Source organism: Haloarcula sp. H-GB4, from assembly GCF_030848575.1.
Lineage (GTDB): Archaea > Halobacteriota > Halobacteria > Halobacteriales > Haloarculaceae > Haloarcula.
In genome coordinates this window covers 946,176-962,742 of sequence record NZ_JAVDDX010000002.1, presented here as the reverse complement: position 1 = coordinate 962,742, position 16,567 = coordinate 946,176, and the positions used below count along the sequence as shown (strand labels likewise).

Sequence of the window (16,567 nt, the reverse complement as noted above, 5' to 3'; positions counted from 1 at the left end):
GAAACGCCCATGAGTACCGTTTCACGAGCGGCGGACCGCATTGAGTCGGTCCCGTTTCTGACGCGGGACGACGCGTCGTTACTGCTAGTGCTCCCGGGGCTGTTTGTCTTCTCGGCGTTCATGCTGTTCCCGGTCCTCTACCTGCTAGGAATCTCCTTTACAAACGCCCAGCCGGCGAATCTGTTCGCCGGCGAGGGCGTCGTCGCCGTGCTCACGTTCGGTGACGCACTGTTTGTCGGATTAGAGAACTACGCTGATGTGCTGACCGACGGCCAGTTCTGGAACTCCTTTGGCGTCACTTGGCTGTTTGTCGCCACGAGCGTCACGCTCAAAATCGGGGCGAGCCTGGCTATCGCGCTCGTCGTGACCAGCGACCTCGTCCGCGGTAAGCGCGTCCTGCGCTCGCTCATCATCTTCCCGATGGGGCTGCCGCCGATTTTCACCATCACCGTGTGGCGCGGCATCTTCAGCTCCGCCGAATTCGGGCTGATGAACCAGCTGCTGACCGCATTCGGGGCGAGTTCGGTCGCGTGGCTCTCGGGCCGCTGGACTGCCTTCATCGCGTACAACGTCACGGAGGCGTGGCTGGCGTACCCGTTCATGGTCATCATCACCGTCAGCGCGCTACAGGACGTACCCCAGGAACTCCACGAGGCGGCCGTCGTCGACGGCGCGGGGTTTCTGGCACGCTTTGCGCACATCACGCTGCCGTCGATCAAACGTCCCGTGCTGTTCGCATCGATTCTGACCTCTGCGGCGTCGTTCCAGCAGTTCCTCATTCCGTTCGTGTTCAATCAGGGCGGCCCGGCGCGGGCGAACGAACTCATCGTCGTCTACGGCTATCGTGAGGCACTGTCGTTCCAGCAGTACGGCCGCGGTGCGGCTATCAGTATCATCGCGCTCGTGTTCATCGGCGCGTTCATGTGGCTCAATGTCAAGAAAGGAAAGCTCGCCGACGGGGTGAACGACTGATGTTGCTTGGTGCAATCGCCAGAAAGCTCGGCGACGACATCAAGACGTTCGCCACGATGCCCGCCCGAACAGTTCGAAAGTGGTCCTACACCATGCAGGCGGTCCGTCGGGGCGAGCTACCCGCGTCGGAGGTTCTGAAGGTCATCCTCTCGACGATTGGCGCGACACTGGTCGTGCTGGCACTGCTCTTCCCGATCTACTGGATTCTGATGGCGGCCCTTTCCGGCTCCGGAAGCTCGCTGTACACCTCAGAGAGCTTCTCACTGCTGCCCGCTGATCCGACGGTCAAACCGTTCATCTGGGTGATCGGTGATCTCATCGTGCCGTCGTACTCGATTACCGCGGCCATCCCGTTCACAGACCTCGCCTTCGTGTTCCAGACGCCGGGGATCGAAATTCTGGATGCCTCCGACTACGGCGTCAACCGCCCGTCGGAGTTCAAGCGCTTCCTCTGGAACAGCCTCATGGTGGCGATTCCAACAGTCCTGATCGCGATGTCGCTCATCATTCCGGCGGCGTATGCCCTCTCGCGCCGGGAGTTCCTCTTCCGCCGAAAGGTCCTGTTCCTCTACGTACTGATGACACAGGTCGGGGGCGGCCTCGGCGTTGCCCTGCTCATCGGGATGTATGCGCTGTACGTCCAGTTCGGAATCAACGACAGCAAGCTGGCGCTTGCGGTGTACTACGCGGCGACCGCCGTGCCGTTCAACACGTGGCTGCTGAAGACCTACATGGACGGTATTCCGGTCTCCTACGAGGAGGCCGCCGTCGTCGACGGCGCGCCGCCGTGGCGGGTCGTCACCGAGGTCATCATTCCGATGTCGACTGCTGGGCTGGCGACGGTGTTCATCTTCGTCTTCCTCACCGGCTGGACGGAGTTCGTCGTCGCCCAGACGCTGCTGGGGACGGAGAACTACACGCTGCCGGTCGGCCTGTACGCGATGGTCGACGAGTACTCCATCCCGTGGGCGCGCTTCTCCGCGTTCGCGCTCACCTTCGCCTCGCCGATCATGCTGGCGTACCTGTTCGCCCAGCGCTACATCGAGGGCGGCCTCTCCTTTAGCGGGATGGAAGGTTAGGCCGGCGCGACGCCAGCCGTCATCCAGCAGCCTTCATATGGCGTTTCGGTCTGCTTTTCGACCGTCCACCGGTAGCTCGTCGTCGTTCCGTTTCTGTTGGCCACGGTCACCGGCTGTGACGCGGTGTCGCCGTCGCGGTCCAGCGGTCCGTACCGCACGCCCGTCGCGTTCAGGAGCGGTTCGAACCCGCTCTGGATTGTCCGGACGAAGTTCGCGTACGGTCCCGTCAGGTCCCGGTTCGACGGGGACGCGAACTGCCACGTGGTGTTGATGCCCTCGTTCGTTGCCGGGTCGTTGTTCCGCAGCGCCAGCACCTGAATATGGACGACCAGTCCCGGTGGCCGCTTGCAGTTCGGTCGTAGTTCGAGGACTCGCGGCTGCGTCACTGCCGACCGGTTGGCGTCGACGGAGACGTTCCCCCAGTAGCTCCCCTCGTCCGTCGCTTCCACCGCCTGTGGTTCATCTGTCGGCACGGCGGCAGGCGTTATCGTCGGTTCCGGCCCTGTTTCGCCAGTTCCGAAAAACGTGCCACAGCCCGCCAGTGAGACCAGAACGGCGAGTGCAACGAGCACGAGTGGCCGAGCGGCTGTCATACCCCTGTATTGGGGTAGACATGCTTCCGTGTTCTGCCGCTACGTACAGCGCGTCGGCGCGCTCGTCAGCGGTCGACGCTCTCGCCGAGTCGCTGTTCGACGGTATCGATGTCGCCCGGCTCGTTGACGTTGTGACACCATCCCTCCAGTTCGACTGCCTCAACGCGGTGGCCAGCGCTCAACAGCAGGTCGATTGCGTCGGGGAGTTCGTACTCGCCGCGCTCGGAGGGTCGCGTCAGCGCGCAGGCGTGGCCGATGGCCGGTTCGAAGACAAAGAAGCCTCGCGTGACCAGCGTCGACGGCGGGTCCGACGGCTTCTCGACGAGGCCCGTCACCTCGCCTTCGCCGTCCGTCGTGACGACACCGGTCGTTCTGGCCTCGGCCCGCGACACGTCTTCGACGAGCAGCGTCGCGCTGGCGTCGGTCTCGCGGTGTCGGTCAAGCACGTCGTCAAGGTTCGCCCGGCAGACGTTGTCGCCGTTCAGCATGACAAAGGTCCCGTCAACGGCGGAACTGGGCTGTTCGAGCGCGTGCGCCAGTCCCAACTGCTCGTCCTGCCGGACGTACTCCACTGGCGCGTCCCGATACTGGTCGCCGTAGTGGGACACGATGTCGTCACCGCGGTAGCCGACGACGACCACCAATCGGTCGACGCCGACTGACAGCAGCGTATCGAAGCAATGTGTCAGCAGCGGCTTTCCGGCTACCTCGACCAGTCCCTTCGGTCTGTCCGCAGTGAGTGGCCGCATCCGCGTCCCTTCGCCGGCAGCGAGTACGACGCCGTCCATATCCGGCCCCACGCTCGGGCCGGCTAAATGCCTGTGGGCGAGCGGATTTTGTCTGTGGCCCGCCAACCTCGACGCATGGTCGAGGAGTGTGACATCTGCGGCCGGCCAGTCACCGCCGAGGTAGCCATTCGCCGGGAGACGTTCGGTGACCTCGACACCAACCGCTGGCAGACGCTGTGCTGTCCGGACTGTGGTGCGCGGCTCCGGACTGTCTTCGTCGGGCCGGACGCCTGACGGGGAAAGAGACAGGTGGCAGCAGCATGTGACTCAGACACATGGAAGACGAAGCGTGGCGCTCGGTCGACATCATCCGGGACAACGACGGCGTACCGCACGTCCTCCAGCAGAAGATGCTGGTGTTCACCAGCGGCGTCTCCGAGGAGTCGGCTGGCTACACCAAGCCGGCGATGGAACACCGGCTCGTGCCGCTCAAGGACCTCACGAAATTCGGGCGGTCGTGACCCGTCGTCGGGACAGTCAGCGCGTCGACCGATAGCCTGGAACCGGACCGGTTGGTCAAGAAACACCTCGGGATACACTTTTGCGCCCGTCGAAACGAGTATCAGTAATGGCGGAACCGCTGTACGTCGGCGTCGATCGGAGCGATGAGTCCTGGGTCGCTGTCGCGTTCACTGGCGACGGCTTCGACCACGCGTCGGTGTTCGACAGTATCGGTGCGTGCTGGGCAGCCTACGAGGAGCGCGCCCGCCGGATTCTGGTCGGCGTGCCGATCGGACTTGTCGAATCCGGCGAGCCGGACCGCCGGTGTGACGAACTCGCCCGGTCAGTCCTCGGCGAGCGCAGCACGACGGTCCGCACACCGCCGGTGCGAGAAGCGACCCGAAAACAGCGCTACTCGACGGCCAATCGCGTCCACAAGCGCAAGACTGACCACACCCTCTCTGAACGGGCGTTCGCACAGAGCGACAGCCTCGCCCGGGTCGACGAACTCTTGCAGGAACTGCCCGAGGCCGCCGCCGCTATCCGAGAATCCCACCCGGAAGTCTGTTTCCGCGCTTTCGGCGGCGAGCCGCTTAGCTACGCAAAACATACTGCTGGGGGATACGCCGAGCGGATGCGGATTCTCGCACAACACGACCGCGACGCCGCCCCAACAGTCCAGAAAGCCGCCGAAGCAACCGGTGGGACGGCGGTGGCTGTCGACGACGTACTGGACGCCGTTGTGCTCGCGTACACGGCTGCCCCGAGTGACGGGGACCTGTACACGCTCCCGCCCGAACCACCGCGAGATGCGACGGGGCTGCCGATGGAAATCGTCTATCGGGCTGCGTCGCCACTACTCACGTAGAATTGTCTATCGAGCGATGTCACGACTACTCACGTAGTGACGTGTCCCGATGAGCGCTGTTGCTCGTCGTGAGTTATGTACGTGCCAGCGCCACTGCCGTGTACGCTATGGTACACCGCGACCGCTGACAAGTGATTATAGTGCTAGACTGTAGACAGAAGCCGTCTTACAGTCGCGTGAGGTTGGTCGCACGCGGACCCTTGTCCGCCTGCTCGATGTCGAACTCGACGTCCTGCCCCTCTTCGAGGTCAGGGCCGCCAACGTCTTCCATGTGGAAGAAGACGTCTTCGTCCGCATCGTCGGTTTCGATGAAGCCGTAGCCACCAGTGTCGTTGAAGAAGTCGACAGTGCCTTCCGCCATTGTTAGAGCCTCGTGACGTTGTTGGCTCGCGGACCCTTGTCCGCCTGCTCGATGTCAAATTCGAGCTCCTGTCCTTCCTCGAGGTCCGGGCCGCCGATATCTTCCATGTGGAAGAAGACGTCCTCGTCCGCGTCCTCAGTGTCGATGAAACCGTAACCGCCAGTGTCGTTGAAGAAATCAACCGTTCCTTTCGCCATTGCAACCAAAGAGATGCCAGCACCACGGATAACAGTGTCGGTACGATGCTCTGGTGGGAAACAGAGAGATCCGACCGCAGTCTGGCGGTTATGCAGTGGGTAATACTGTCATGGCACATACGTCGCCGGATCTCCCGGCTGGCTATAGACGCCACAGTGTCGCGTTCGGTCTTACCGGCTCACTAACCAAATGGAATTAGCCATTCGAGCCCAAGTTGTAATCATGTCCCGTGGTGCCCGGGCCCACCTTGCGCCGTGGCTGCTTGCTGGCTTCGGCCTCGCGTTCACAGGTGCGGCTGTCGTCTGGCACCTCGGTGTTGAGACACAGCGCATCGGACAGCTTGGCGGCCCCGCCCTCGCGTTGGCTCTCGACGGGCTACTACCGCTGGTGCTGGTGTATGGCAGCTATCGCCTCGTCTCGTCGTCAACACCGGGTGAGCAGATCTGGACTGTGTTCGTCTGGAGCGTTGTTGGCAGCCTCGCAGTCGGGACTGTCATCGGTCTGAGCGTCTTCATCCGCATGATCGAGGGTCGAACAATCGCCGAACCGGTGTTTGTCACTCTGTTGGCGATGGAGACTGGCGCTGTCACGGGACTCATCGCGGGCACGCTCGCGGTCCGGGCCCGTCAGGATGCCAGTCGTGCGACTCGAACCGCGAGCACGCTGTCGTTTGTCAACGACCTGCTTCGACACGATATCTCGAACGGGCTGGTCGTTATCGACGGCCGGACGACGATCATCCGGCGTAACGCCGACTCGGAGACGGTTCAAACGGCGGCGGACGCGATCCACGAGCAGGTAACCGAACTCGACAGTCTGGTCGACAACGCTGGGGCTGTCGCCGAGACCCTCGGTTCCGACCCGGCCTTCGAACCGACCGACATCGTCGGGATCGCCGAGGCGGTGATACGGCGAATCGAGCAGACACATTCCATCGCCATCGAGCACCGAGCCCCGGACAGCGCGATGGTATACACCAACGAGGCCGCTCGCCCGGTTCTCCGGAACCTCATAGAGAACGCTATCGAGCACGGGACGCCAGCGGCCGAACTCTCAGCCGAGGGGACCGCGACGGACGGGGCAGTACTGCAGGACGAGGCACAGCGAGCGGAGACGGCCCAGTCGGCGGGAGACGGGCACGATCACCCGTCAGTATTTGTCGCGATCCGCGAGACCGATGCTGTCGTCGAGATTCACGTGGTTGACGACGGCCCGGGGATTCCCGAGGGCCAGCGCGACAGGATTTTCGACCCACGGGCGGGCGACACGCACGGTGGCGGACTCCATCTCGTCGAAACACTCGTTACGAGCTTTGGCGGTGATATCTACCTCGCCGACGCCGGTGAGAACACCGACCTTAGATTGACTAATACCGACCTTGACGGCGCGCACTTCGTCGTCGAACTCCCGCGAGCGTGACACGGCATGGCACGACCGACGTTTCTTGATTGTGGGGGGCACAGTGAGGCGTATGTTCCCTCGCTTGCGTGCACAGGGTCCGACCGTACTCATCCCGCTGGCGTGGCTGCTCGTGGGGCTGGCTCATCTCGATGTGGTCACTGACCGGACCGTGCTGATCTTCCACGTCGTCGCTGCCGTTCTCATCGCCGCTTTTGCCGTCCTTTCGTGGGACGAGATGGAGACGGGCGTCCTCCGGATCTGGCGCGACATTCTCCTCGTCGGACTCTTGCTCACTCTCGGAGGCATCGTCGGTCTCCTCTACTCTCCGCTTCGGGTTCCGTTCCTGACGACGACCATACTGGGGTGGCTGGCTGTTCCTGGTGTCGGCCTCTACTACACTGGGAAGCACGTTCCGACAGGCCAGCGGGCGTACACGGCCGGCGCAGTGCTGAGCGTTCTCGGTGCGGCGGTGTACGCTGGCGCGCTGTTCCCACCGGCGGAAATCGCGCTGCTCGCCGGCATCGGGCTCGCGCTGGTCGGCCAGACGGTCGGCATCGTTCAGGCGGTCCGCCAGCCCGACGAACTCTCAGGCTAGGGCCGCATCGAGCTTCTCCACCGGATGCGGTGGCTCGCCATCGCTTTCGTCCCAGTCGTCCAGTTGCGTGCGGCAGGACGCGCCGGGCGCGACGACTGTGTCGCCGCGGCTCGCTCCGATCTGGTCAAACAGGATGGAGCCGATGGCCTTGCTCATCGAGAAGTGCTCGGTCTCGTAGCCGAAGGACCCGGCCATGCCACAACAGCCAGAATCCAGCGGGTCCACCTCGTAGCCGGCCCGCCGGAGGACGCCGACGGCGTGGTGGTCCTTCTTCGTCGCCTTCTGGTGGCAGTGGCCGTGGTAGGTCAGCGTCTCGGGCGGCACGTCCCAGTCAGCCGCCTCGTCTAGCCGGAAGGTGTCGAGGTACTCACAGACGCCGTAGGCGTTGGCCGCGAGCGTTTCCACGTCCTTGCCTGACAGCAGGTCCAGATAGTCCGACTGGAACATCACGGCGTCGCTTGGCTCGACCAGCACCACGTCCCAGCCTTCCTCGACTGCGGGGACGAGCGCGTTGACATTGTCCCGCGCAGTCGCTCGGGACTGGTCGAGAAAGCCCTTCGAGTGGGCCGGCCGCCCGCTGTCGGTTCGGTTGGCCAACTGGACATGGACGCCCGTGGCTTCGAGCACGCGGACGGCGGCTTTCCCGACTTCAGGATGGCTGTAGTTCGTGTACGTGTCGGGGAACAGCAGCGCCCGTCGCTCGGCCTCGTCGGCCGGGACCTGCGGACCGCGCTCGTCGAACCAGTCCTGTAGCGTCGTCCGCTGGAAGCTCGGCAGCGTGCGGTCCGGGGCGATACCGACTGCCTTCTCCAGCACGGTTCGAGCGCCCGGCACCTTCGTCGCGAGGTTCGATAGCGGTGCGAACGCGCTTCCGAGCCCGGCAAGCGCGTCGACGTTCGTGAACAGCTTGTCCCGGACGCTGGAGCCGTGTTCCTGGTGGTGGGCGTGGGTCACCTCCGCTTTGAGCTTCGCCATATCGACCTCGCTCGGGCAGTCCTTCGCACACCCCTTGCAGCCGATACAGAGGTCGAGCACCTCGTGCATGAACTCCTCGTCCGTAGGGTCGTCCGGCAGGTCGCCGCTCATCGCTTGCCGGAGCATATTCGCCCGCCCTCGGGTCGTCGTCATCTCCTCCTCAGACGCGCGGTAGGTCGGACACATCACGCCACCGGTCGTCTCCTGTGGGCCGCGACAGCCCCCACAGCCGTGACAGAGTTCGACCATCCCCTGCATTCCATTGTCGTTGTCCCACTCCAGCGCGGGGTCGAAGCCAGTGTCGAACTCGTACTCCGGATCAAAGCGGAGGTTCTCGGTCATGTCGACTGTGCGTGCTCGCTCGGGCATCGCGCCGGACTTGACCTCGCCCGCGTCGACGCCAACGACCTGTCCGGGGTTGAGCAGCCAGTCAGGGTCGAACGTCGATTTGAGTTCCTGGAACGTCTCCCAGAGGTCCGCGCCGTAGAGCTTCTCGTTCCACTGCGTGCGGGCGCGGCCGTCGCCGTGCTCGCCCGAGACGCTTCCGCCGTATTTCACCACGAGGTCGGTTACTGCGTCGGCGATGGATTCCATGGTTTCGACGCCTTCGACCGACTTCGTGTTGATGAGCGGGCGGATGTGGAGCACGCCGGGGCCGGCGTGGGCGTAGAAGGAGGCGAAGGTGTCGTGTTCCTCCAGAATCTCTTGGAAGTCGGCGACGTACTCCGGGAGGTTTGCCGGCGGGATGGCGGTGTCCTCGATGAACGAGCCGTGTTTCTCGTCGGTCGTCCGCGAGAGCAGTATCGGAAGGCCGGACTTGCGCATCTTCCAGAACTTCTCCCGCTTCGCCTCGTCGTGGGCCTCCATAGCGTCGAACGCCCGTATCGGTGCGTTAACGACCGTCCGGTCTGCGGTCGGGTCGGCGGCAGGGTTGACGCCGTTTGTTCGGTCTGCCAGCAGATCGGCGACCTTCTGTCGCCCGCTCTCCTCGTCGGCGGCGTAGAACTCAACAATGAGGACCGCCCGTGTCCCGTCAGGCAGCATACCGACCACGTCTTCGAACTCGGCGGTGTCCCGGGCCAGGTCGATGAGCACGTCGTCGAGCACCTCGACGGCTGCCGGGTCGTGCTCGAGGATGTCCGCAACGTCTTCCATGGCCTCGATGAGCCCCTCGTAGGCGAGCAGGCCCATCGACTTGGTTTCTGGAATCGGCTCCAGCGACACCTCGGCTTCGGTGACGATGGCGAGGGTCCCTTCGCTGCCGGCCAGCAGCGAGGCGACGTTGATGGTTCCATCCTGTGCGTCTTCGAGCACCCAGTCGAGGTTGTACCCTGAGACGTTGCGCTTCAGGTCCGGATAGTGGCTCTCGATTGCCTCGCCTTCTTCGGTGAGTATCCGTTCGATTTCGGCGTAAATCTGCGCTTCGAGGTCTCCGTCGGGGGCCGCCCGGTCGCGCAGTTCCTCGCGGGTGACTTCGCCGAACGTGGTGACAGTGCCGTCCGCAAGAACGACCTCGCACTCCTCGATGTAGGCGTCGGTCTTGCCGTACTGCAGGGAGTGAGCCCCAGTGGAGTTGTTGCCGATAGCGCCGCCAAGGACACTCTTGTCGCCCCATGCCGGGTCCGGTGCAAACTTCAGCCCGTGGTCGGCCAGTTCTCCGTTCAGGTCGCCGAGCTTGATGCCCGGCTGGGCCCGCGCTCGTCGGTCATCGGGCCGGGCCTCGAGGAGGTCGTTCATGTACCGCGAGAAATCTAGCACGACGGCTTCGTTGACGGTCTGACCGGCGAGGCTTGTCCCCCCGCCCCGTGGCAGCACCGGAATCTCACGCTGCTCACAGTAGGACATGACCGCGGCCACGTCATCGGTCGACCGTGGATAGACGACGCCGATGGGCAGCACCTCGTAGAGGCTGGCGTCGGTCGCGTACAACTGTCGCGAGTACTCGTCGAACCGGACCTCGCCGTCGACGCGCGCCTGTAGGTCATCGACGAGGCCAGACCGGGCAACAGTGTCGTTCTGGTAGTCGTAGTTCGATACCTCGTCAGCCGAAGGGTCTATCCGGGTGCCGGAATCGGTTGCCATGGTGTGTGTCGTGTCCAGTCGCCCGGCCACCGATGGACCGGGTACTCGGCGGTTATCTGTGGCTGTTCTAGCTGTACGCCTGACAAAACAGTTCCGCTACGGTATCTCATCACGCATTCTTGGGCCGGTCGAACGCAGGCTACGGACGGCGCTTCCGCCCCCCCTGTGATAGCACGTGTTACGCAACTGCTAATATCAACAGAGTCGTATGTATGTTGATTATGACACACAGCAACGATCCCTTCGAGACGATGCTCCGACTCTTCGCACAGACGCAACGGGAGATGATGGACGATAGTCTAGGCCGGCGGATGGATGACGATTCGAGACGCCGAATGCCTGTCAGCCCCGGATACCGCGCCGACCGATCAACCGCCAGCACGCGCTCGGGCGACCACCGACGGCACGGCATCGACACGAACCTCCACGTCGACGAGACCGACGACGGGTACGCCGTGATGGCTGACCTCCCGGGCTTCGAGCGCGACGACCTTGCCGTTCGCTTCGAAGACGGCGTCCTCAGCATCCAGGGCGAGACCACGGTCGCTGCGGAAACGAGCGATGGCGCCCGCCGACACAGCCGACGAGTCGCCGAACGAGTCGCTGTTCCCGAACCGGTGGTGGACGACGACATCACTGCCACCTACCACAACGGGGTTCTCGAAATAACGCTGCCGCGCGCGGACGACGCCAACGACTCGAACCGAATCGAAATCGAATAGACGTCTTTTTTCCACTGTTGCTTGCCGATGCTAAACGACCGCCTCAACAAGGACGATCTTAGCAACCTGCTATCCCGATCTTAGTCAGCTACTGCTGATCTCTTATCTCCTCTATAGTCTCGTGCAGGCACCGTCGACCGCAAACTGTGAGGCCGTAACATGTCCGAAGCGACTTGGGATGTTCAGGACGGCGCAATCGTCGAGCGGCCACGGAACATCCGAAAACACCCGCTGTTGCACCGAATATACGAACGACACGACGAGCTCATAGCCGCACAGCTCCCGCCCGGTCGGACGCTCGAGCTCGCGTTCGGCCAGCATATGCATCCCCGCGCCGATATCGGACTGGAAGGCTGGCCGTCGAACGCTGAAACCGTCAGCAAGCCGGCGCTGGCCGGCGACGCCCGCGCCTTGCCGTTCGATGATGATTCTTTCGACGCCGTTATCGGCCGCCGGTTTCTCCATCACGTTCCGCCCGCGGACCGCCCTGAAATCCTTCGCGAGGCTGCCCGCGTACTCCGCCCTGAGGGCCGTATCGCCCTGCTCGAAGGAACACCGGGGCTGTACCGCAAGCTCACCAAGGGTGCCGCGTTCCGGCTAGGACTGCTTGAACAGGACACCGACATTTATCGCCACCTATCGGAGACTGCTGTCACTGACCTCGTCTCCGACTTGTTCGAGATCATAGAAAAACAGACGCTCGGGTCGCCGTTGATGCTCGCGAGCATCTCCGAGTCGAATGTGTCTGCGCGGCTTCTCGGTCTCTATGAACGGACGCAGCTGATCAAGTGGTGGACGTTCGTAGTGGGCGAGCGTCCCGAGTCTGTCGCGTGACTACAGGTCGACAGTCACACGCAGTTCGCTGTCAGTTATTGTCCCAATGGCGTCGGCAGCGACCTCGATGTCGTCTTCGTCGGCGTCACCGAACCCGAGCCCCTGCACCCAGGCCTCGGCGAGGTCCGGGTCCGGTTCGACGTACGCGACCTGTTCCTTCGAGGCAACCTCGGTCACAATGCCGATCTGTTCTCCCTGTGCGTCCATGAGGAACTTCCCCTCGTTTTCTGTCGATAGTACTGCCATTTCGTCTGACACCACAGACTGGACCAAGTAATAAACGTCGGTCACGTCACTCCGTCCACGTGTCCCTTTCCGCCTGCTGTCGGCTGATATCCGCCCTCGATCGCTAATATCGCGAGAAGTTCTTGTCGGGGTAGACCCCTTCGTCAGTGATATCCACCACGTCCAGCGTCGCCAGCCGACTGAGGCGGTCTGCCGCGTCTCCCTCGTCGATACCCAGTTCAACCGCCCGCGCCAGCACGCGGTCACGGCTGGGGACGGATTCGATGAAGCCGTCGCTATCCGTCGCTGTTTCCTCTGCGATGATCGCTTTCAGGATGGCCCCGTGTTCCCGCTTCGACGGTGTGGTGCTGTCGCCGGTCCAGTCCACACTCAGTGTTCCGTCCTCGTTGACATGGGAGACGACAAACCCATCCGGCAGCGCTTCCGTTACCGCCGCCACCAGCGCCGCTCGATCAAGCCGCGCCTCGAACCGAAACCGCTTGCCGTCTTTGGACTGCCCCAGACTCCCGACGTTCGTCCCCGCTTTTGCTATCGCCTCTGAAACCGCGTCAGTAAGCCGGTCCTGTACTGACGCCGCGACGGCATCCCGCTCCGCACTGAGCTCCGCGAGTTCATCGGTCAGGGTCGCATGGCGCTCCATCTGCTCGTGTGCTGGCTCCTCTGTCATACCCATGCTACTCGTCGCCACGGAAGTACCTGTTCCGGCGACTGTGGTGAGTCAACGGGGCAGCGCGGTGGTCGCTACTTAGTTACATCGTTCAAATCCGCTGGAGAGCGTTTTCACTGTTCACTTTGTCCGTAAGAAATGCCGCCTCCCGGACCTCAACTGGTGGTTTACATGCCTATATGACAACCCCCCATGTAGATGACGAGAAACGCAGATCGTCGAATCGAGAATCTGCAGGAGCGCATCGAGCGCGCCGAAGAGATGAGTGGAGACGACCAGAACGTGTTGCAGGCCTTCGACAACAGACTCGCCCTGCTCGGGAGTCAGTACGGCAAGGAGCGCCGTGAAAAGCTCCTCAGGCACTGTGTGCGTATCGCCGAGGAAGTCGGCGGACTGGCTGACTCTCTTGACGACAAGCGAGCTGCCGAGGATATCGTCCGCTGGATTCACGACACCTACGACAACGAGGAGTCCAACCGGGACTACCGGGTTGCCTTCAGGATGTTCGGGAAGCACGTCACCGACGGCGACGAGATTCCCGATAGCATCTCGTGGGTCTCGGCAACTACGTCGAAGGACTACAATCCGATGCCGAACCCGGCGAAGATGCTCTGGTGGGAGGAACACATCTTGCCCATGCTTGACGAGTGCCGCCACGCCCGCGACAAGGCGCTCATCGCCGTCGCATGGGACTCCGGGGCCCGGAGCGGGGAACTCCGTAACCTCACCGTCGGAGACGTTTCTGACCACAAATACGGCCTGCGTATCTCCGTCGACGGGAAGAAGGGCGAGCGGTCGATTACGCTCGTCCCATCCGTCCCTCATCTCCGACAGTGGCTGAACGTCCACCCGGGAAAGGACCAGCCGGATGCGCCCCTCTGGTCGAAACTGAGTAAACCCGAGGATATCAGCTACCAGATGAAGCTGAAGATTCTCAAGAAGCACGCTCGGAAGGCCGGAATCGACCACACCGAGGTAACGTTCACGCAGATGCGGAAGTCGTCGGCGTCGTATCTGGCTTCGGACGGTGTCAATCAAGCCCACCTCGAAGACCACCACGGCTGGGACCGGGGTTCGGACGTGGCTTCCCGGTACGTCGCCGTCTTCGGTGACGCCAACGACCGCGCTATCGCGCAGGCCCACGGAGTCGACGTGGAGGAAGACGAGTCCGACCCGATTGCGCCGGCCACTTGCCCGCGATGCCGGAACGAGACGCCCCGCGACGAACCCACCTGCGTCTGGTGCAGTCAGGCGATGGACGCGGCGGCGGTTGAGGAGATCGAACGAGAACAGAAGGAGATTCGATCGGAGCTGTTGCAGATTGCTCACGACGATCCCGACTTCCTCGACAACCTCGACCGTGTCGAGCGGTTCATTGAGCTCGGTGATGAGAACCCCGAAATCCTCCGCGAGGCACGGGCGTTCGCTGACGCCACCGAGAGCTGAAGCTGACACCGTCTACACCTCCTCCTTTGCGCGCTCTATCTCGCTTTGCACGTCGTGAAGGGTGGGTTCGTTGCCGTACCGGATCAGCGCCTGCAGCGCCATCGCGCGGACGAACTCGTCGTCACCGTGCTTGATGATGCGGACGAGCGTGTCCTTGTTCTCCTGAACGAATTGGTCCCCGGCTGCGCTCTTCGCCGTCATTGAATCACCCCCTGCGGCGACAGTCCGAACTCACTCGGTCGATGTGATGCGACGTGGTGGGAGACTCGCTTGTCCCGAAGGTCGATGCCACAGACTGGACACTCGACGAGTCGAATCTTGTCGTGGCCGAACCGCTCAATCATCCCACTCACCCCCAGACTGGCGACTGTTCGGGTGGCATGCGATACTTCGCTGGGTCGACGTTAGCTCATCGTGTCTGAATTCCATCGTCCGATGAAGGCCGGTTAGGCCGGCGACACCGGACCGGGAGCGTGTCGTCCCCAAGTGCTAAGTATCTAGCTCTAGTAATTAAGAGTGGGAAGACATCTTCCCGGTCCAATCGATTCAAAACGTATGGCCCAAGCCTGGTGAGCTTGTCAGGGCCATGCGTTTGCACTTTACCACTTTTGAGAGTCATCTGTCTGAATCCTGTGAGTTGTTTGTTGGTTGTATTCCGCGTATTGAGTCCATATTCGGTGAGTCTACTTAGTAACTGTTGATTAGTTAATAAGTTAATTACTTAGTTAATTACTAAGCAATTCATCTCTGTTCTTGGGTGTTTTTGTGCTGCATGTGTATCACATAGTAACTGGCTCTACTTAGTATATGTCAATGAGTGAATAATTGATTGAATGAATGAGTGAATGGGTTAGTTACGCCTCCCATCGGGGTGTTGCTCGGTCTCTTTCCGGAGTTGAGAAAGGGCGTCTTCGAGCTTTGGGATAGCTTCTGTGCGGTCGTAGTCTGTCCGTGTCAGAGTCCGAAGGGCCGGTTCAACGTGTTCGGTGGCGACGTGTGCGGCGAAACCGTCCGAGATAGTGGGCTGTGGCTCCGCTGGTGGGTCGACCGGGAGCGCGGCGACCGCGGCCGCAGCACCGAGAAACTGCCGTCGGCTTGAGTCGTTCGTCGAGGCGATGCTTTCATTTCTGCGTGTATCATCGGTTGACATGGGTTCTTGGCTTGTGTTGAGAACCCGCGGTCGGTGTCCTTGCACCGGCCATTTCCAAATGGCGTAGCCGCGGTGTTCTTATTCCCACTTGTGGCAACATGGGACTTAGTCTTTTGCCATATGTGGGAAGTTGCCGCAAATGGGAACCTTACGGGCCTACGAAGGGCACAGTATAATGAGATGCCCCCCAAACAGGCTTCGCAAATGGGACGCCGCCGCGCACTACTCACAGACACCGAGCGGGAACTCCTCGAAGCCGAGGAGAAGTCCGACCGTTACTACCAGGCAGTCTCCCGTATCCGGCGGAAGATCGACGAGGAACTGTCCGAAGATCTCGCTATTCTTCACGAACACCACCCCGAGCTGCTTGACGAACTTCTTGAGGTCGTAGAGGAAAAGAGTTGAACGGCCATGCTTGTGTCCACTCTGGTTCTCTTTCACTGCTGAGTTAGTTGCCCAGGATTAGCGGCCTTCATAGAGACGTTCCGCGAGCCGTCTCGGTAAATATTCCTCTGTCTCTTCCGCAACCCAGTCAATCTCATATTCAACGCGACGAATCTCCGCCTCAAGCGACTCAGTGTCTATAACGCCAAATGATGCGCGTGGATCACCATCACGCGGCTGCCCAACACTACCCGGATTCATGCACAATGTGTCCCCCACTACTTTTACATAGGGACGATGGGTATGACCGAGAATCACGACATCTGGCGGTGACTCAAAGAACACATCAAGGAAGTGCTCGTCAATGTCTTCCTCCCAAATATATTCGTTTATTGGTCGGGCTGGTGAGCCATGTGCAAGGAAAATATCCAGACCGTCCAGTGTCAATCGACGTGTCTCTGGTAGTTCCTCTAAGTAGACGAGGTTCTCTTCGGAGAGGTTCCGGCGGTTCCAGTCCAGTGCTCGTTTCGCTAGCCGGTTGAAATCTCTCGGTGTCTCGGTGACAAGGGCAAAGTCGTGATTGCCGAGCACACACAGTGCATTCAAATCTCGAACGCGTGAGACGGTTTCATTCGGGAACGGGTAATACCCTACCAGATCGCCTGCACAGAGTATATTCTCGATGTTTTCTGTTTCGAGGTCTCGGAGGACTGCATCAAGTGCAACCATATTTGAGTGGAGATCCGAGACTACGCCAATTTCCAT

Annotated in this window: 22 protein-coding genes; 11 read left to right on the top strand and 11 right to left on the bottom strand. The window is 61.7% G+C overall.

The features are described 5' to 3' along the window. Positions 1 to 9 precede the first annotated feature (9 nt). Together RBH20_RS13530 and RBH20_RS13525 are read left to right on the top strand one after the other, a co-directional pair. Positions 10 to 972 carry a carbohydrate ABC transporter permease gene (locus RBH20_RS13530; protein ID WP_306709445.1) on the top strand — a complete coding sequence of 321 codons (963 nt, stop codon included), beginning with the start codon at positions 10 to 12 and terminating at the stop codon, positions 970 to 972. After that, positions 972 to 2,051, top strand: coding sequence for a sugar ABC transporter permease (locus tag RBH20_RS13525; protein ID WP_306709442.1), 1,080 nt, complete (start codon positions 972 to 974; stop codon positions 2,049 to 2,051). Before RBH20_RS13530 ends, RBH20_RS13525 begins: the two co-directional genes overlap by 1 nt. Here the strand turns inward: RBH20_RS13525 and RBH20_RS13520 are convergent. Together RBH20_RS13520 and RBH20_RS13515 are read right to left on the bottom strand one after the other, a co-directional pair. Next, positions 2,048 to 2,644 (bottom strand): DUF4864 domain-containing protein, encoded by a 597-nt coding sequence (locus tag RBH20_RS13520; RefSeq protein WP_306709440.1) that lies wholly within the window; start codon positions 2,642 to 2,644, stop codon positions 2,048 to 2,050. The two genes, RBH20_RS13525 and RBH20_RS13520, sit on opposite strands and share 4 nt — an antisense overlap. Positions 2,645 to 2,709: 65 nt before the next feature. Next, complete coding sequence (locus RBH20_RS13515; protein ID WP_306709438.1) at positions 2,710 to 3,432, bottom strand: sugar phosphate nucleotidyltransferase; 723 nt, start codon at positions 3,430 to 3,432, stop codon at positions 2,710 to 2,712. 75 nt (positions 3,433 to 3,507) lie between these two features. On the opposite strand from RBH20_RS13515, the gene RBH20_RS13510 reads away from it, so the two are divergent. The 3 genes from RBH20_RS13510 (at position 3,508) to RBH20_RS13500 (ending at position 4,741) form a co-directional block, all read left to right on the top strand. Further along, positions 3,508 to 3,666 (top strand): hypothetical protein, encoded by a 159-nt coding sequence (locus RBH20_RS13510; protein ID WP_306709436.1) that lies wholly within the window; start codon positions 3,508 to 3,510, stop codon positions 3,664 to 3,666. 41 nt (positions 3,667 to 3,707) lie between these two features. Further along, positions 3,708 to 3,893, top strand: coding sequence for a hypothetical protein (locus tag RBH20_RS13505; RefSeq protein ID WP_306709434.1), 186 nt, complete (start codon positions 3,708 to 3,710; stop codon positions 3,891 to 3,893). 107 nt (positions 3,894 to 4,000) lie between these two features. Then, positions 4,001 to 4,741, top strand: a complete 741-nt coding sequence (locus tag RBH20_RS13500) for a DUF429 domain-containing protein (protein ID WP_306709432.1) — start codon at positions 4,001 to 4,003, stop codon at positions 4,739 to 4,741. Between the two features lie 166 nt (positions 4,742 to 4,907). On the opposite strand, the gene RBH20_RS13495 is transcribed toward RBH20_RS13500, so the two are convergent. Both RBH20_RS13495 and RBH20_RS13490 read right to left on the bottom strand, forming a co-directional pair. Beyond that, on the bottom strand, positions 4,908 to 5,102 hold the full coding sequence (locus tag RBH20_RS13495; RefSeq protein ID WP_306709429.1) for a cold-shock protein: 195 nt from the start codon (positions 5,100 to 5,102) through the stop codon (positions 4,908 to 4,910). Between the two features lie 2 nt (positions 5,103 to 5,104). Next, entirely contained in the window at positions 5,105 to 5,299 is a 195-nt protein-coding gene (locus RBH20_RS13490; protein WP_004515390.1) for a cold-shock protein, read from the bottom strand. Positions 5,300 to 5,522: 223 nt separating this feature from the next. Here RBH20_RS13490 and RBH20_RS13485 point away from each other — a divergent pair, with 223 nt between their 5' ends. Together RBH20_RS13485 and RBH20_RS13480 are read left to right on the top strand one after the other, a co-directional pair. After that, positions 5,523 to 6,719 (top strand): ATP-binding protein, encoded by a 1,197-nt coding sequence (locus tag RBH20_RS13485; protein WP_306709423.1) that lies wholly within the window; start codon positions 5,523 to 5,525, stop codon positions 6,717 to 6,719. Positions 6,720 to 6,771: 52 nt separating this feature from the next. Further along, the gene (locus RBH20_RS13480; protein ID WP_306709421.1) at positions 6,772 to 7,296 is read left to right on the top strand and encodes a hypothetical protein; all 525 of its coding nucleotides are present in this window, start codon (positions 6,772 to 6,774) and stop codon (positions 7,294 to 7,296) included. Here the strand turns inward: RBH20_RS13480 and RBH20_RS13475 are convergent. Further along, complete coding sequence (locus tag RBH20_RS13475) at positions 7,288 to 10,353, bottom strand: FAD-binding and (Fe-S)-binding domain-containing protein (protein ID WP_306709418.1); 3,066 nt, start codon at positions 10,351 to 10,353, stop codon at positions 7,288 to 7,290. The two genes, RBH20_RS13480 and RBH20_RS13475, sit on opposite strands and share 9 nt — an antisense overlap. A 221-nt stretch (positions 10,354 to 10,574) precedes the next feature. Between RBH20_RS13475 and RBH20_RS13470 the strand changes: the two genes are divergently transcribed. Beyond that, on the top strand, positions 10,575 to 11,075 hold the full coding sequence (locus tag RBH20_RS13470) for an Hsp20/alpha crystallin family protein (RefSeq protein ID WP_306709415.1): 501 nt from the start codon (positions 10,575 to 10,577) through the stop codon (positions 11,073 to 11,075). 159 nt (positions 11,076 to 11,234) lie between these two features. Continuing rightward, a complete protein-coding gene (locus tag RBH20_RS13465) occupies positions 11,235 to 11,909 on the top strand; it encodes a class I SAM-dependent methyltransferase (RefSeq protein ID WP_306709413.1) in 675 nt (224 codons plus the stop codon). On the opposite strand, the gene RBH20_RS13460 is transcribed toward RBH20_RS13465, so the two are convergent. Both RBH20_RS13460 and RBH20_RS13455 read right to left on the bottom strand, forming a co-directional pair. After that, positions 11,910 to 12,155, bottom strand: coding sequence for a hypothetical protein (locus tag RBH20_RS13460; protein WP_306709411.1), 246 nt, complete (start codon positions 12,153 to 12,155; stop codon positions 11,910 to 11,912). A gap of 103 nt (positions 12,156 to 12,258) precedes the next feature. Beyond that, entirely contained in the window at positions 12,259 to 12,828 is a 570-nt protein-coding gene (locus RBH20_RS13455) for a hypothetical protein (protein WP_306709409.1), read from the bottom strand. 192 nt (positions 12,829 to 13,020) lie between these two features. Between RBH20_RS13455 and RBH20_RS13450 the strand changes: the two genes are divergently transcribed. After that, complete coding sequence (locus RBH20_RS13450) at positions 13,021 to 14,268, top strand: site-specific integrase (protein WP_306709407.1); 1,248 nt, start codon at positions 13,021 to 13,023, stop codon at positions 14,266 to 14,268. 12 nt (positions 14,269 to 14,280) lie between these two features. On the opposite strand, the gene RBH20_RS13445 is transcribed toward RBH20_RS13450, so the two are convergent. The 3 genes from RBH20_RS13445 to RBH20_RS13435 form a co-directional block, all read right to left on the bottom strand. Then, the gene (locus RBH20_RS13445) at positions 14,281 to 14,469 is read right to left on the bottom strand and encodes a hypothetical protein (RefSeq protein WP_058994143.1); all 189 of its coding nucleotides are present in this window, start codon (positions 14,467 to 14,469) and stop codon (positions 14,281 to 14,283) included. After that, on the bottom strand, positions 14,466 to 14,612 hold the full coding sequence (locus RBH20_RS13440; RefSeq protein ID WP_154021022.1) for a hypothetical protein: 147 nt from the start codon (positions 14,610 to 14,612) through the stop codon (positions 14,466 to 14,468). The genes RBH20_RS13445 and RBH20_RS13440 overlap by 4 nt, the downstream gene beginning before the upstream one ends. A 506-nt stretch (positions 14,613 to 15,118) precedes the next feature. Further along, positions 15,119 to 15,418: a hypothetical protein gene (locus RBH20_RS13435; RefSeq protein ID WP_306709402.1), complete on the bottom strand. Its 300-nt coding sequence runs from the start codon at positions 15,416 to 15,418 to the stop codon at positions 15,119 to 15,121. A gap of 204 nt (positions 15,419 to 15,622) precedes the next feature. On the opposite strand from RBH20_RS13435, the gene RBH20_RS13430 reads away from it, so the two are divergent. Continuing rightward, positions 15,623 to 15,823 carry a hypothetical protein gene (locus RBH20_RS13430; RefSeq protein WP_306709401.1) on the top strand — a complete coding sequence of 67 codons (201 nt, stop codon included), beginning with the start codon at positions 15,623 to 15,625 and terminating at the stop codon, positions 15,821 to 15,823. A gap of 57 nt (positions 15,824 to 15,880) precedes the next feature. On the opposite strand, the gene RBH20_RS13425 is transcribed toward RBH20_RS13430, so the two are convergent. Then, a complete protein-coding gene (locus RBH20_RS13425; protein WP_306709399.1) occupies positions 15,881 to 16,567 on the bottom strand; it encodes a metallophosphoesterase in 687 nt (228 codons plus the stop codon).

Coding starts and splice junctions, on each gene's coding strand:
- RBH20_RS13470 (WP_306709415.1), top strand. CDS start 10,575: ATGACACACAGCAACGATCCCTTCGAGACGATGCTCCGACTCTTCGCA.
- RBH20_RS13480 (WP_306709421.1), top strand. CDS start 6,772: ATGTTCCCTCGCTTGCGTGCACAGGGTCCGACCGTACTCATCCCGCTG.
- RBH20_RS13495 (WP_306709429.1), bottom strand. CDS start 5,102: ATGGCGGAAGGCACTGTCGACTTCTTCAACGACACTGGTGGCTACGGC.
- RBH20_RS13510 (WP_306709436.1), top strand. CDS start 3,508: ATGGTCGAGGAGTGTGACATCTGCGGCCGGCCAGTCACCGCCGAGGTA.
- RBH20_RS13435 (WP_306709402.1), bottom strand. CDS start 15,418: ATGTCAACCGATGATACACGCAGAAATGAAAGCATCGCCTCGACGAAC.
- RBH20_RS13425 (WP_306709399.1), bottom strand. CDS start 16,567: ATGGAAATTGGCGTAGTCTCGGATCTCCACTCAAATATGGTTGCACTT.
- RBH20_RS13515 (WP_306709438.1), bottom strand. CDS start 3,432: ATGGACGGCGTCGTACTCGCTGCCGGCGAAGGGACGCGGATGCGGCCA.
- RBH20_RS13490 (WP_004515390.1), bottom strand. CDS start 5,299: ATGGCGAAAGGAACGGTTGATTTCTTCAACGACACTGGCGGTTACGGT.
- RBH20_RS13455 (WP_306709409.1), bottom strand. CDS start 12,828: ATGGGTATGACAGAGGAGCCAGCACACGAGCAGATGGAGCGCCATGCG.
- RBH20_RS13445 (WP_058994143.1), bottom strand. CDS start 14,469: ATGACGGCGAAGAGCGCAGCCGGGGACCAATTCGTTCAGGAGAACAAG.
- RBH20_RS13440 (WP_154021022.1), bottom strand. CDS start 14,612: ATGATTGAGCGGTTCGGCCACGACAAGATTCGACTCGTCGAGTGTCCA.
- RBH20_RS13475 (WP_306709418.1), bottom strand. CDS start 10,353: ATGGCAACCGATTCCGGCACCCGGATAGACCCTTCGGCTGACGAGGTA.
- RBH20_RS13520 (WP_306709440.1), bottom strand. CDS start 2,644: ATGACAGCCGCTCGGCCACTCGTGCTCGTTGCACTCGCCGTTCTGGTC.
- RBH20_RS13500 (WP_306709432.1), top strand. CDS start 4,001: ATGGCGGAACCGCTGTACGTCGGCGTCGATCGGAGCGATGAGTCCTGG.
- RBH20_RS13460 (WP_306709411.1), bottom strand. CDS start 12,155: ATGGCAGTACTATCGACAGAAAACGAGGGGAAGTTCCTCATGGACGCA.
- RBH20_RS13450 (WP_306709407.1), top strand. CDS start 13,021: ATGACGAGAAACGCAGATCGTCGAATCGAGAATCTGCAGGAGCGCATC.
- RBH20_RS13430 (WP_306709401.1), top strand. CDS start 15,623: ATGGGACGCCGCCGCGCACTACTCACAGACACCGAGCGGGAACTCCTC.
- RBH20_RS13505 (WP_306709434.1), top strand. CDS start 3,708: ATGGAAGACGAAGCGTGGCGCTCGGTCGACATCATCCGGGACAACGAC.
- RBH20_RS13465 (WP_306709413.1), top strand. CDS start 11,235: ATGTCCGAAGCGACTTGGGATGTTCAGGACGGCGCAATCGTCGAGCGG.
- RBH20_RS13525 (WP_306709442.1), top strand. CDS start 972: ATGTTGCTTGGTGCAATCGCCAGAAAGCTCGGCGACGACATCAAGACG.
- RBH20_RS13485 (WP_306709423.1), top strand. CDS start 5,523: ATGTCCCGTGGTGCCCGGGCCCACCTTGCGCCGTGGCTGCTTGCTGGC.
- RBH20_RS13530 (WP_306709445.1), top strand. CDS start 10: ATGAGTACCGTTTCACGAGCGGCGGACCGCATTGAGTCGGTCCCGTTT.